General features: G+C 57.7%; 11 protein-coding genes and 1 pseudogene. 8 read left to right on the top strand and 4 right to left on the bottom strand.

Features of this window, described 5'->3' with window-relative positions:
* Positions 1-27: 27 nt before the first annotated feature.
* Positions 28-996, bottom strand: a complete 969-nt coding sequence (locus tag CR159_RS06460) for a Bug family tripartite tricarboxylate transporter substrate binding protein (RefSeq protein ID WP_102073189.1) — start codon at positions 994-996, stop codon at positions 28-30.
* A 51-nt stretch (positions 997-1047) separates the two neighbouring features.
* A complete protein-coding gene (locus CR159_RS06455; RefSeq protein WP_102073188.1) occupies positions 1048-2232 on the bottom strand; it encodes a CaiB/BaiF CoA transferase family protein in 1185 nt (394 codons plus the stop codon).
* A gap of 389 nt (positions 2233-2621) precedes the next feature.
* On the opposite strand from CR159_RS06455, the pseudogene CR159_RS06450 reads away from it, so the two are divergent.
* A pseudogene (locus tag CR159_RS06450) lies at positions 2622-2882 on the top strand (tripartite tricarboxylate transporter substrate-binding protein); the annotation flags it as partial.
* Positions 2883-2933: 51 nt separating this feature from the next.
* A complete protein-coding gene (locus tag CR159_RS06445) occupies positions 2934-3908 on the top strand; it encodes a quinone oxidoreductase family protein (protein WP_102073187.1) in 975 nt (324 codons plus the stop codon).
* 43 nt (positions 3909-3951) lie between these two features.
* Here the strand turns inward: CR159_RS06445 and CR159_RS06440 are convergent, their stop codons facing one another.
* Positions 3952-4947 carry a Bug family tripartite tricarboxylate transporter substrate binding protein gene (locus tag CR159_RS06440; protein ID WP_102073186.1) on the bottom strand — a complete coding sequence of 332 codons (996 nt, stop codon included), beginning with the start codon at positions 4945-4947 and terminating at the stop codon, positions 3952-3954.
* Positions 4940-6091 (bottom strand): amidase, encoded by a 1152-nt coding sequence (locus CR159_RS06435; RefSeq protein WP_158238512.1) that lies wholly within the window; start codon positions 6089-6091, stop codon positions 4940-4942. The genes CR159_RS06440 and CR159_RS06435 overlap by 8 nt, the downstream gene beginning before the upstream one ends.
* 248 nt (positions 6092-6339) lie before the next feature.
* On the opposite strand from CR159_RS06435, the gene CR159_RS06430 reads away from it, so the two are divergent.
* The 6 genes from CR159_RS06430 to CR159_RS06405 all read left to right on the top strand — a co-directional run bounded on the left by CR159_RS06430 (position 6340) and on the right by CR159_RS06405 (position 13097).
* Positions 6340-7254, top strand: coding sequence for a LysR family transcriptional regulator (locus CR159_RS06430; protein ID WP_102073184.1), 915 nt, complete (start codon positions 6340-6342; stop codon positions 7252-7254).
* A gap of 216 nt (positions 7255-7470) precedes the next feature.
* Positions 7471-8358 (top strand): YghX family hydrolase, encoded by an 888-nt coding sequence (gene yghX / locus CR159_RS06425; protein ID WP_102073183.1) that lies wholly within the window; start codon positions 7471-7473, stop codon positions 8356-8358.
* 120 nt (positions 8359-8478) lie between these two features.
* On the top strand, positions 8479-9402 hold the full coding sequence (locus CR159_RS06420; RefSeq protein ID WP_102073182.1) for a LysR family transcriptional regulator: 924 nt from the start codon (positions 8479-8481) through the stop codon (positions 9400-9402).
* Between the two features lie 110 nt (positions 9403-9512).
* Positions 9513-10940, top strand: a complete 1428-nt coding sequence (tcuA, locus tag CR159_RS06415; protein WP_102073181.1) for an FAD-dependent tricarballylate dehydrogenase TcuA — start codon at positions 9513-9515, stop codon at positions 10938-10940.
* Positions 10927-12099 carry a tricarballylate utilization 4Fe-4S protein TcuB gene (gene tcuB, locus CR159_RS06410; protein ID WP_102073180.1) on the top strand — a complete coding sequence of 391 codons (1173 nt, stop codon included), beginning with the start codon at positions 10927-10929 and terminating at the stop codon, positions 12097-12099. The genes tcuA and tcuB overlap by 14 nt, the downstream gene beginning before the upstream one ends.
* A 77-nt stretch (positions 12100-12176) precedes the next feature.
* The gene (locus CR159_RS06405; RefSeq protein ID WP_233208210.1) at positions 12177-13097 is read left to right on the top strand and encodes a Bug family tripartite tricarboxylate transporter substrate binding protein; all 921 of its coding nucleotides are present in this window, start codon (positions 12177-12179) and stop codon (positions 13095-13097) included.
* The last annotated feature ends 20 nt before the right edge of the window (positions 13098-13117 follow it).

The raw sequence follows: 13117 nt of genomic DNA, 5'->3' as shown, positions 1-13117 counted from the left end.
CCGGTTCGGTTTAAGGGCTGCGTATGCTTACAACTTCTCGAAGCCGATAGCCTTGACGACCTCTTGCCATTGTTCGTTGGACGACTTGATCATGTCGGCAAATTCACCGCGCGTCGTGTAGTCGGGCACCGCACCTTGCTTTTCGATTTGTGCGATGACCTCAGGATCCTGCAACACCTTCTTGACGGCCAGATTCAGTGTTTCCAGGACGTCCTCGGGTACATTGGCCGGTGCGGCCAATCCGAACCAGGATGGAGTATTCATCTGCGGGTAGCCCACTTCCGCATAGGTGGGCACATCGGGCATGCTCTTGACCCGTTCCGGTGCAGCCACCGCCAACGCACGTACTTTACCGGCCTGGATTTGGCCAGCGGACGAAGGCAGGTTGTCGAACACCACTTGTATCTGGCCCGCCAACAAGTCGATCATGGCTGGTCCCAGGCCCTTGTACGGCACGTGCAGTATTTCGGTGCCGGTAATCGACAGGAAACGCTGGCCAAACAGGTGGCTGTAGCCGCCGTTACCCGAAGATCCGTACGCCATGTCGCCCGGGTTCTTTTTGAGCGCGGCGATCAGCTGGTCGAATGTCTTGATGTCGGAGTCGGCGTTTACGTCCAATACGCCGAGCACATTGGCCAGATTGCTGATGGGTGCGAAATCTTTCGACGGGTTGTAGCTGGGGTCTTTTTGTACGCTTGGATTCACCGCATGTGAGCTTTCCACGGCCATGACTATGGTGTACCCGTCGGGCCTTTCTCTAGCTGCATGCGCGCTGCCCAGGGCACCGCCCGCTCCTGGCTTATTGATGATGACGACAGGCTGCCCAAGCGCTTCGCCCAGCCTGGGGGCGACGATGCGCGCGATCAAATCGGTGGTGCCCCCGGGTGCATATGGCACGATGAACTGCACGGGTTTTTCCGGGTAAGCAGCCAGTACGGCGGCGGGAGCCACGCATAGTGTGGCTATCAGGGTGTACTTGCTGGCTTTCTTGAACATGGGACACGCTCCTCTTTGGTTTATGGCTTTGATAATCTGGTTTTTGGGTGGTTATGCCGCCGGTAACGACGCGAGCACTTCTTCGGTATGTTCACCGAGCTGCGGCACTGGCTTGACGGGCGCACGGCGTGATTGTGGATCAGACAACATGGGGTTGCGCACGATCGGCATGTCGCCGTATTCAGGGTGATGTGTCGTACGCAGCATTTCCCGGTGTACGACTTGTTCATCACTAAAGACTTCATCCAGGCTATTGACCGTGCCCCAGGAAATACCGCGGGCCTGCAACTGACGGCCCCAGTATTCGCGCGGCGCATCAAGAAATACACTGGCCAGAATGCCCCGCAAGTCAATCAGATTTGCCAGCCTGTCCGCATTGCTGCTGAATTTCGGGTCATGCGCCCAATGCGGCTGATCGATCATCTGGCAAAGCCGCGTGAACTGCTCGTCGTTCCCCACCGCCAGGATGAAATAGCCGTCCGAAGCCTGGAACACTTCGTAAGGCGCCAGATTGGGGTGCGCATTTCCGCTGCGCTCGGGCGAGCTGCCCGATACCAGGAAATTTGAAGCTTGATTTGCATTCATGGCCACGGCGACGTCCAGCAGGGCAATATCCAGATACGTGCCCCGGCCGGTCTTGCTGCGTTGATACAAGGCTGCCAGCACCGCCGATGTGGCGTACATGCCGGTGGTCACATCCACCACGGCCACCCCGGCACGCAAGGGTCCCGCACCGGGTTCGCCATCGGCACGCCCGGTATAGCTCATTAATCCGCCCAGCCCCTGGAAAATGTAGTCGTAGCCAGGACGGTCCGCCTTGGGACCGTCCTGGCCGTAGCCGGTAATCGATAAATACACGACTTCGGGATTCAGCGCCCGCACACTTTCGTAGTCCAGGCCATATTGTTTCAACGTGCCCACGCGATAATTTTCGACGACCACGTCGGCAGTTCTGAGTAATTGCAACAACTTCTGCCGGTCGCTTTCGGCCTTGAAGTCCAGACATACCGACTTTTTGTTACGGTTGCAGCACATGAAGTAGGCCGACGTTCGCTCGCTGCCGTCGTTGGACATCATGAAGGGTGGTCCCCAACGTCTCGTGTCATCACCGGTTCCGGGCCGTTCGATCTTGACAACCTCGGCGCCCAAGTCGGCCAGGTTCTGAGTACACCACGGGCCAGCCAGGATGCGCGACAGGTCGACAACCCGCACGCCGTTTAACGCTTGTTCGATCATAGGCACCTCGTTCAGACAGAAAGACAGTCTACGAATCTGCGTGCCTGCAGGCCAGTTCAAATCGACGAACGGAGCGTTCGGCTGTGTCGTACAGGCTTAGAGACATCGCGCGGCTTCGGCGGCCAAGGCACATGCGGCAGAGGATTGCGCGACTTCAATGATGGGCGGGTATGGCAAGTATTCCACACACATTATTCATTGCAGGCAGAACGCGGTAGATCACTCCATACATTAAATAAAGAGGAGACATAATATGGACACACCAAGCAGGCTTTTGTAATTCGGACATCGGCTTTGTCACTGTCCGCAGGGGCCACGCCATGGGCATCATCGGTACAGGCGGCCAGCTATCCTGATAAGCCGGTACGGTTCTATATTCCCAGCCGACCTTTGGGGATGTCGGCTTATCGGGCGTCGATACTTCGCCGCTGTTTGGTCTTGTGGCACCGGCGGGCGTGCCTGCGGCAGTTATGGACCAACTTTCTGCGACTCTGGCCAAGGCCGTGCGCACCGGAGATCTTCATGAAAAATTGAAGAGCCTGGGTTTTGAGCCTATTGGCAGTACACCGGAAGAATTTGAACAGCGCATCCGAGATGACGTCGCCAAATGGACCAAAGTGATACAACAAGGAGACATCAAGGCCCAATAGGGGCGGCGCTGTACTATTAATGAACGATTCTTTCCTCGGGATTAAATTGATATGCCTTCAGCCATAGTCCTGCATCAAGCCGGCCCAGCCGAGAACCTGATATTCGAACCGGTCCCTGTTGGGCTCCCTTTGCCGGGAGAGATCAGGCTGCGGCACACCGCCATCGGCGTGAATTTTCATGATGTCTATGTTCGATCGGGCTTGTATCAGACGCTTGCCCTTCCAGGTGTGCCGGGTATTGAAGGCGTCGGCATCGTCACGGAGCTTGGTAGCGACGTCAAGCATTTGAACCTTGGCGACCGTGTCGCCTACATTCACAGAGGCTATGGCGCTTATTCAGAGGAACGCCTGCTGCCGGCCAATGCGGCGATCCTGGTTCCGGCGGGCATCGACGACCAGGTTGTTGCCGCCACCTTGCTCAAGGGCCTGACGGCTTGGGTGCTGCTGCATGAGGTGTACGCGGTTGGACCCGGTGACTGGGTGCTCGTGCATGCGGCCACCGGCGGTGTCGGCTCCCTGCTCAGTCAATGGGCCGCCCACCTGGGCGCTCGCGTCATAGGCACAGTGGGCTCGGATCATAAAATGGAGCTTGCCCGGCGCCAAGGATGCAGTCATGTCATTCAGTACAGGCGAGAGGACTTTGTGGCCCGGGTAAATGAAATTACGGAAAATGAAGGCGTGCAGGTGGCGTACGATGCCGTGGGCAAGGACACGTTTATGGGCTCGTTGGCATGCCTGGCGCCTTGCGGTCATCTGGCCAATTTCGGCCAGGCTTCGGGCCCCGTGCCGCCGTTTGAAGTCTCGGCCCTGTTCCCCAAATCCAATTCCCTGTCGCGGCCCAGTGTATTCCAGCACTTGAGGACCACCGTGACGCTGCATGCGGCAGCCGCCGCGCTGTTCAAGGCGTTGGGCGACCGGATACTCCAGCCTGATCACATTACAACGTTCGACCTCGCCCAGGCTGCGCAAGCCCATCGTGAACTCGAGTCCCGATCCCGGCAAGGGTCGGTGGTGCTGACCGTTTGATCGCGGAGAAATAGATACTCCGCCGATTCACTATGACGACACCCTAATTCGCATTTGCTCCAGCTTGTGCAACGGTTTCCTTCCATTGCAGGTATTCGGCTTCTTGCAGGGCAGCCAGTTCGGCGGGCCCTTCGTTCATGACCGTCATTCCCAAGCCCTTGAAGATTTCGTGAGTCTTCGGGTCGGCCAAAGCGAGCTGAACTGCTTTATGCAGTTTTGTGATTACCGGCTCAGGTGTGCCTGCAGGAGCATAGAGGGCCACCCACATTTCACTTCGGAAGCCGGGAATTTTTTCGCTAAGCGCCGGTATCTCTGGAAGCACACCTGCGCGCTCCATGCTGCTCACACCGAGGGCCCGCAGTTTGCCCGCCCGTATGTTTTCAAGGACGGACGAAAGGCTACCGAAGACAATAGGCACGCGGCCGCCTAACACATCGGCCATTGCGGGTGCTACGCCACGATAAGGAATATGTTCCATGCTCGTGCCTAACGCATGAGTCAGCATTTCGGGAATAAGGTGATTTAACGTGCCCGCCCCAGCGGATGCATACTGATACTTGCCGGGGTTCGCTTTGATCAAAGCCAGGAACTCATCAAGATTTTTTGAGGGAAAATCGGGATGGACGGCGAGCACATACGGCACAATGCCGAGGCCAGCGACGGGTTCGAAGTCGTTGATTGGATCAAAGTTGGCATCCTTGAAAACCCAAGGAACGATAAGCTGATTGCTGTTTGCCGTAATGAAGAGGCTATAGCCATCATTCTTTTCGCGCAGCATGGCTTGGTTGCCAATGACGCCGCCGGCTCCAGGCTTGTTGGCGACCACAATCGATTGTCCCAGTACCGACGCCAGTCTTTCTGAAACGACGCGTGCGACGATATCGGTTCCGCCTCCTGCCGCGGTGGGGGTGGTGACCGTAATTGCCCGCGACGGATACGTTGATACTGGGTCAGCATGTACGGTGGCGGTCATACAGAGGCCTACACTTGCAACCAGTGTTGCAACGGCCTTGCCAGCAAAGTTTTGGATCTTAATCATTGGTATCTCCTTTTTGGTTTAACTGCTCTTCTATCGTTGTTGCCAGCTCAAGCAAGCTGAAATCGTGATGCCAGTCCGCGATCAGCTGAACGCCTATGGGCAGGTTATTGGAGTTGACGCCTACCGGAATATGAAGGCATGGCCAGCCGAGTACGGACCACATCTTGTTGAATGCAGGCGCGCCCGTATGGACCTGACCCAATGGCGCGGCGCCGGAGGCGCTGGGGGTGAGAATCAGGTCGGCGCCGTTAGATAGGTCATGCCAGGAAGTTCTGAGCTCCCGTTGCACGGCGCACATTTCGAAGTACAGGCTGTCTGGCACGGCGAAACCTTCTTCGACGTTATTTAACAGGGAGGCGCTTAGTAAATGGCCGCACTGCCGTATCGCAGGGGCGAGATTGCGTGCGAACTCGTACTTCATGATGGCTGTGTGCGCTCGTGCCAGAAGATCCAGTTCCTTATCGATTGAGATCTCGACGCAATGGGCTCCGCGGCGCTCAAGCGTTTTCTGGACATGTCGCAGCGTGCTCACGACTTCAGGATCGGGTCGCTCCGCGCTGCCGTGTAGCGTTATTGCTACTTGGATGCCACGCAATTCACGGGTCGTCATGGCGGGCATTTTGGGTAGCAACACGTCCGCCAACACCTTGGCATAATCGACGGAGGCGGCGTGCCAGCCGATGACGTCCAGCGACTCGCTGGTCAGTTTCAGTCCGTCCCTGCTCACGAGTCCAAACGACGGCTTGAAGCCTACGACACCGCAATAGGCGGCGGGGCGGATTATGGAGCCGCCGGTCTGCGTACTTAGCGCCGCCGGTACCATTCCTGCCGCGACAGCCGCGGCAGACCCGCTGGAAGATCCACCCGGAGTATGCGCGATATTCCAAGGGTTACGGGTCGGTCCCGGGTTGCGAAAGGCATATTCCGCAGTGACGGTTTTACCCACCGGGATCGCTCCGGCGGATCGCAGCTGCTCGACGCATGCCGAGTCGAATCGGACGGGTTGATCGCTGCTTGCGGCCACGCCGAACTTGGTTGGCAATCCGCCCACGTTGATCACGTCCTTAACGCCAAATGGCATGGCCCTGAGCGGCGCGGAGGCGCTCGTCACTACATCAGCGTCCAGCTCCTCTGCAGTTCTCACTTGAGCCCATGCCTGTACATCCGCCTCTTTGCGCTTTATGGCGTCCAAGGTTTGGCGAATAGCGAAATCCGGCTCTTTTTGGGAGAGCTCTTTTCGACCGGGAAAAAGCGGGGGGGGCAAACATTCCGGTTCCTGCTTCTCGTACATATCGGCTTGTCCTTTCTGATGCGCTTAAATAAGTGCTTTGGAAGAGTAGGAATGGTAGAGTGCGGATTAATACTAGTCCAATACCATTTTTGACGTTAATTATGTCCATTTCAGAAATAATGAAGCTCGACGGGCGCGTGCTGGTTGCGTTCTGTGTAGTGGCTGAAGAGTTGCACTTTGGCAGGGCGGCTGCGCGGCTTTCGATTAGTCAGCCGCCGCTTAGTCGCCAGATCAAGCAGCTCGAGGAGTGGGTGGGCACGGCCTTGTTCTTACGCTCGACCCGAACCGTTGCCCTGACCGCGGCAGGCGTTGTCATGTACCAACAGGCCCGCCGGATATGCGCCGATCTGGAATATATGGTGCAGACGACGCGTCAGGTAGCTCGAGGAGATGCCGGTTCCTTGTCTATCGGCATTACCCCCAGTGCCGCGAACTCACCGCTGGTTGAATCGCTGCATGTTTTTCGGCTCAGGCATCCGACCATTGAGTTGGATCTCCGAGAAATGGACTCGGTGAATATGACCGCCGCTTTACTGGCACATGAACTGGATGTTGCTCTCATGCGGCCTATCGTACAGAGCGACAAAATAAGAAGCATGACGGTCTACTCAGAGCCTATTGGGCTGGTTTCAAGGGCAGATCATGTGTTTGCCGAAGACACGGTTACATTGAAAGAAATAGCCCGTCACCCCTTGATTGGTTATGAGGAGAGCGTATCGCCATACTTTGCGGAGATGGTGCGGGGCATTTTTGCAAGAGAAAATACCATGCCGAATATTGTCCAGAAAAGCCGGCTTCCATCGATTCTGACACTGGTCGAGGCTGGCGTCGGCGTGGCCATTGCACCTGCATCCATGGCTCAGGCACGCGCTGCTTCGTTGACATGGCGCTCGATCAGCGCCATCAACCTACCCGTTGCTCAGGTCATAGTTGCCGTCGCGCGCGAAGCATCAAACCCAGTGATTAATAGCTTTGTTGGATCTTTGCTGGGTCGACGGACCCGAGGGAGCTTTTGAGCGATCGATCTTGGATTCGCTTACATGGACTTTGTCGCTTCGGACCACTGCTCTGTGCCGGGTAGGATCTTTAAACGGGATGTTGATCTGCATCTGGTATAGGTTCCAGATTGCGGGCCGTATGAGCGGAAAAGAAATTAACGCTGGTTACCGCTGTGCGTTGACCGCATAATTTGTCTTGGTTCTTAAATGCCGGCCACCGCAAAAGGAGATGTCATGTCTAGATTGACAGCGAAGGACTTCACCCCCGAATTGCTCCAACTTTACGACTTCTACGCACACGGGAAAATTACCAAGCGGCAGTTCTTGCACCAGTCCGCCAAATTCGCGGTGGGGGGCCTGACCGCTGCTGCGCTCCTTGCCTCAATGAGCCCGGACTACGCCTTGGCGCAGCAAGTTTCGTTCACCGATCCGGACATCGTCGCGGAATATATCAACTATCCCTCTCCGCAAGGGCATGGGGAAGTACGCGCTTACATGGTCAGGCCGGCCAAGCCACAGGGAAAATTGGCTGCCGTTGTGGTGGCTCACGAGAATCGCGGCCTCAATCCTTACATTGAAGACGTAGCGCGTCGGCTGGCCAAAGAGGGCTTTATCGCGCTTGCGCCTGATGGCCTTAGCTCCAAGGGTGGGTATCCCGGCAATGACGACAAAGGACGTGAGCTTCAGCAACAGGTCGACCCGGAAAAGCTGATGAATGACTTTTTCGCGGCAGTCGAGTTCATGACGACGTATGACGGTGCCACCGGAAAAGTGGGGATCACCGGCTTTTGCTATGGCGGCGGCGTCGCCAACGCCGCGGCGGTTGCCTACCCCGAATTGGCTGCTGCGGTTCCGTTTTATGGCCGGCAGGCCAAGCCGGAAGACGTACCCAGGATCCAGGCCCCACTGCTGCTGCACTTCGCAGAACACGATGCGCGCGTCAATGAAACCTGGCCGGCTTATGAGGCGGCCTTGAACGAGCACGGCAAAACGTACGAGGCGTACATCTACGCGGGGGTGAACCACGGTTTCCATAACGACTCTACGCCACGCTATGACAAGGACGCAGCGGAACTCGCATGGCGCCGGACCGTTGAGTGGTTCAAGCGATATCTCGCATAACGCTTGCGCGACAATGCTCATGGTCTGGGTTGCCGGCGATGGTTAAGCCTGGCGGAGAAGCAGTGGCTACAATCCAGACCATGAACTCGCCCATTACCCTCTCTTTGGACACCCGCTGATATGGAACTGCGCCAATTGCGTTATTTCGTGCGGGTGGTCGAGCTCGGCAGCATGGGCCGCGCCGCACAGGATCTGGGCGTTGTTACGTCGGCGCTCAGCCAGCAGATCAGTCGGCTGGAAAGCGAACTCAGTACGCGCCTTTTGCAGCGCACGTCGACCGGGGTGGTACCCACCGCGGCTGGCTTGGCACTGCGCCAGGAAGCCGAGCTCGTGTTGCGTCATGCCGCCAGTGCCGTGCACGCCGCCAAAGCCGCGCGGCTGGCGGGGCACGTATCGATAGGTATGGCGCCCACGACATCCTCTGTGCTGGGGGTGCCGCTTTTGCAGGCGATGCAGCGCCGGTATCCCGATGTGCGTCTTCACTTGGTCGAAAGCCTGTCAGGCAATTTATCGCAGATGCTGGGCCGACGTCAGCTGGACCTTGCCGTGTTGTTTCATGCCGGCAGCCAGCAAGGCTGGACACTGGTTCCCATGCTGACGGAACAATTGTTTGTCGTGGCCCAGCCGGATCGATACCCGTTGCCCACGGACGGCCAACTCTCGCTGAAAGACATCGTCACGCTGCCGCTGGTCCTCCCCACGGGATCGCATGGCTTGCGCGCCATTATCGACGCGGCTTTCTTTCATTATGGGCACGAACCCAATGTCGTCGCCGAGGTCGATGGCTTGTCCATGCTGATGGATATCGTCCAGGCTGGCCTCGCCGCCACCATACAGCCGGGCGCCGCTGTGGTGCGCGCGAACGACAAGCAATTGCTGCGGATTCCCTTGCTGCACGACAAGATGGTGCGCCGCAATCTAGTGGCCAGCTTGTCTGACGATCAATTATCCCCGGCCGGCCTGGCCGCGCGTGTCGTATTGATCGACGTCATGCGCGAGCTCGTCGCGGAAGGATGCTGGCCCGGTGCCGAACTCACGGCTTAACGCGTCAATGTGTTCATTATTTGTGAACACCTGTCGCCGCATATGCCGTAGCGGGTATACGTAAACGCGACTACAGTACGACTACTAAATAGTCTTACACGGATCGATTCATGTTCGATGTACTTGTAGTCGGGGGTGGCAACGCCGCCCTGTGCGCCGCCTTGTGTGCGCGCGAAGCCGGCGCCAGCGTCCTGGTCCTGGAGTCGTCGCCGCGGGAATGGCGGGGCGGCAATTCGCAGCACACCCGGAACTTGCGCTGCATGCATGATGCACCCCAGGACGTCTTGATCGACGCCTATCCTGAAGAGGAGTACTGGCGTGACCTGTTGGCCGTTACCGGCGGGCAGACCAATGAAAAGCTGGCTCGCCTCGTTATTCGCGCCTCTTCGAACTGTCGGGGCTGGATGCGCAAGCATGGTGTTCACTTCCAGCCGCCGCTTTCAGGTGCCTTGCACGTCGCGCGCACCAATGCCTTTTTCATGGGCGGGGGCAAGGCGCTGATCAACGCGTATTACCGAAGCGCCGAGGCGCTGGGGGTACAGATACGCTACGATTCGCCGGTCGATACCCTCGATATCCGTGATGGTCGCTTCATTGCCGCTTACGTCAACGGTGAACGCATCGAGGCACGCGCCTGTGTGCTGGCCGCGGGTGGCTTTGAATCGAACCGCGAATGGCTGCGCGAGGCATGGGGCCAGAACGAGCGCGGCGAGTGGCCGGTCGACAATTTTTTGATACGCGGTACGCGGTTCAATCAGGGTGTAGTGCTCAAGCATATGTTTGAAGAGCACCGGGCGGACAAGATCGGGGATCCGACCCAGGCCCATATGGTTGCGATCGACGCGCGTGCACCCTTGTATGACGGGGGCATCTGCACCCGTATCGACTGTGTGTCGTTGGGTGTCGTGGTGAATCGCCAGGCCGAACGCTTCTATGACGAAGGCGAAGACTTCTGGCCCAAGCGCTATGCAATCTGGGGCCGGCTGCTGGCCAACCAACCCGAGCAGACGGCATACTCCATCATCGACAGCAAAGCGGTAGGGCGCTTCATGCCGCCGGTATTCCCCGGCGAGAAAGCCGACAGTCTGCCGGAACTCGCCAGCAAGCTCGGCCTGGACGTTGACGTATTCATGCAAACACTGAACAGCTACAACGCGGCCTGTAAGGTCGGCACGTTTGACCATACAAAACTGGACGACTGCCATACTGAAGGACTGTCACCTGCGAAAACACACTGGGCCTTGCCGTTGGACCGCCCGCCGTTCTACGGCTATGCGCTGCGACCTGGCGTGACCTTTACGTATCAAGGACTTTTGACCGATGAAACCGCTGCCGTGCGCTTTAACGACCAGCCCAGCGACAACCTGTATGTTGCGGGCGAAATGATGGCCGGCAATGTACTGGGCAAGGGCTACACCGCAGGTATCGGAATGTCCATAGGCACGGCGTTCGGCCGCATTGCCGGCACCAATGCCGCCAAGGCAGCTTTGGGCGCCGGGAACATCACCCCGCAGGAGGCCGATCATGCAGCAGCTTGAAGCCCTGGCCAAAGACGCCCTGGACCTGGGCGGCGGCGCTATATCCCTGACCGCCTCGGAAGCCGAAGCGGCAAGGCAGCTGCAAGTATGCAACGCCTGTCGCTACTGCGAAGGCTTTTGCGCTATGTTTCCCGCCATGACGCAACGGTTGATGTTCGAGAAGGCAGACGTGCATTACCTTGCCAATCTTTGCCACAACTGCGGCGCCTGTTTGCATGCGTGCCAATACGCGCCGCCGCATGAGTTTGCCATTAACGTGCCTCAAGTCATGGCGCAGTTGCGCGGGCAAACCTATAAAGATTACGCATGGCCGCCCGCGCTGGGCAAGCTCTATGAGCGCAACAGCCTTGTCCTGACGCTGGCGCTGGCTGCCGGGCTGGCACTTTTTCTCGCACTGGCCGTGGCCATGGGTAGCGGGCTGTGGAACAGTGCCGTAGCCGGCGACTTCTACAACGTCTTTCCGCACAATCTGCTGGTGGGGTTATTCGCTCCGGTATTCCTGTTTGCGTTGTTGGCGTTGGGCATGGGCTTGCGGCATTTCTTGCGCGATATCGGGCCAACGACCAGCGGAGCACCAGCGACTACTCCGGCGGCGCTTGAAGCCACCAGCGCGGTGCTGCAGCTGAAATACCTGGGCGGAGGCCACGGGGAAGGTTGCAACAACGAAGACGACAAGTTCACCTTGTCGCGCAAGCGTTTTCATCACCTTACCTTCTACGGTTTTATGTTGTGCTTTGCCGCGACCAGCCTGGCTACTGTGTATCACTATGCCTTTGGCTGGCAAGCGCCTTACGATCTGCCGAGCCTACCCAAGGTGCTCGGCGCCGTCGGGGGCGTAGCGCTGATGATAGGCACGGCGGGCCTCTGGTCCTTGCATCGCCGACGTCACCCGCTACACGGCGATCTTGCCCAAAGACCGATGGACCTGGGTTTTATCGCGCTGCTTTTTCTGATCAGCGCGAGCGGCCTCGCACTATGGCTCGGACGCGGTACACCGGCAATGGCCTTATTGCTTTGCCTGCATCTGGGTGCGGTAATGGCCCTTTTCCTGACCATGCCTTACAGCAAGTTTGCGCATGGTTTCTTCCGCAGCGCCGCGCTCTTGCGTTACGCCGTGGAAAAACGACAACCCAAATCAGCACAGCCCGGCGCTGACTGAGATACTTTTAAAGTATAGAGACATTCATGACAATCAATAAAATAATCAGCAGCCTAGTGCTGTCTGCGGGAACGCTGATGGTGCCGGTGACTCATGCGGCCCAGGAACTACCTGACAGGGCAATCTCCCTGGTCGTGGGCTTTGTAGCGGGCGGCGCGGCGGACACGTCGGCCCGCTTGATCGCGGAAAGACTGGGACACAACACCGGACGCTCTATTGCGATCATCAACAAGCCCGGCGCCGGTGGCAACATTGCTCATCAATACGTGTCCAAGGGACCAAAAGATGGCAGCATGTTGCTGCTGGGCTCGGTCGGTCCATTAACCATTTCGCCGCACCTGATGGAGGTGTCCTACGACCCCTTCAAAGACCTTGCGCCCATTTCCGGCGGCGTGAACTTCCCCAACGTACTGGTCGTGCATAAGGGCGCAGGCGTTACAACGCTGAAGGAATTCATCACGTTGGCCAAATCGGAACCCGAAAAGGTCGACTATGCTTCGTCCGGCTTTGGCGCGGCTTCCCACCTGGCTGGCGAACTCCTGAATATGGAAGCCGATGTCAATATGGTGCATGTGCCCTACAAGGGTGGCGCTCAAGCCATGCAGGACTTGCTGGGCGAACGCGTGATGTCGTATTTTTCGGCACCACCCACTGCCATGCCGTATGTGGAAGAGAAAAGGCTTATTCCGTTGGCCACGACCGGCCTGAAACGCCCGGCCTACCTGCCTGAAATTCCGACGGTTGCCGAATCGGGCTACCCCGGATTTGAGGCCTTGAACTGGTATGCGTTCGTTGCTCCAGGTGGCACGCCCGACCCGATTCTTGACCGTTGGAATGAAGAAATCGTCAAGGTCTTGACGGATCCTGAAGTGGTAAAGAAACTGACGGAATTCGGTATGACGCCACAACCGACTACGCGTGAAGAATTCGCCGCGTTCATGAAGAAAGAGTCGGACAAGTGGGGCAAGATCATCAAGGAACGGAATATCAAGAAGTAAAGTGCTGTTCCAGCAGGCCT

The sequence above is a fragment of the Pollutimonas subterranea genome (genome assembly GCF_002849655.1).
Classification (GTDB): domain Bacteria; phylum Pseudomonadota; class Gammaproteobacteria; order Burkholderiales; family Burkholderiaceae_B; genus Pollutimonas; species Pollutimonas subterranea.
Note: the sequence above shows the minus strand (reverse complement) of the source record. Positions and strands in the feature narration are given on the sequence as shown.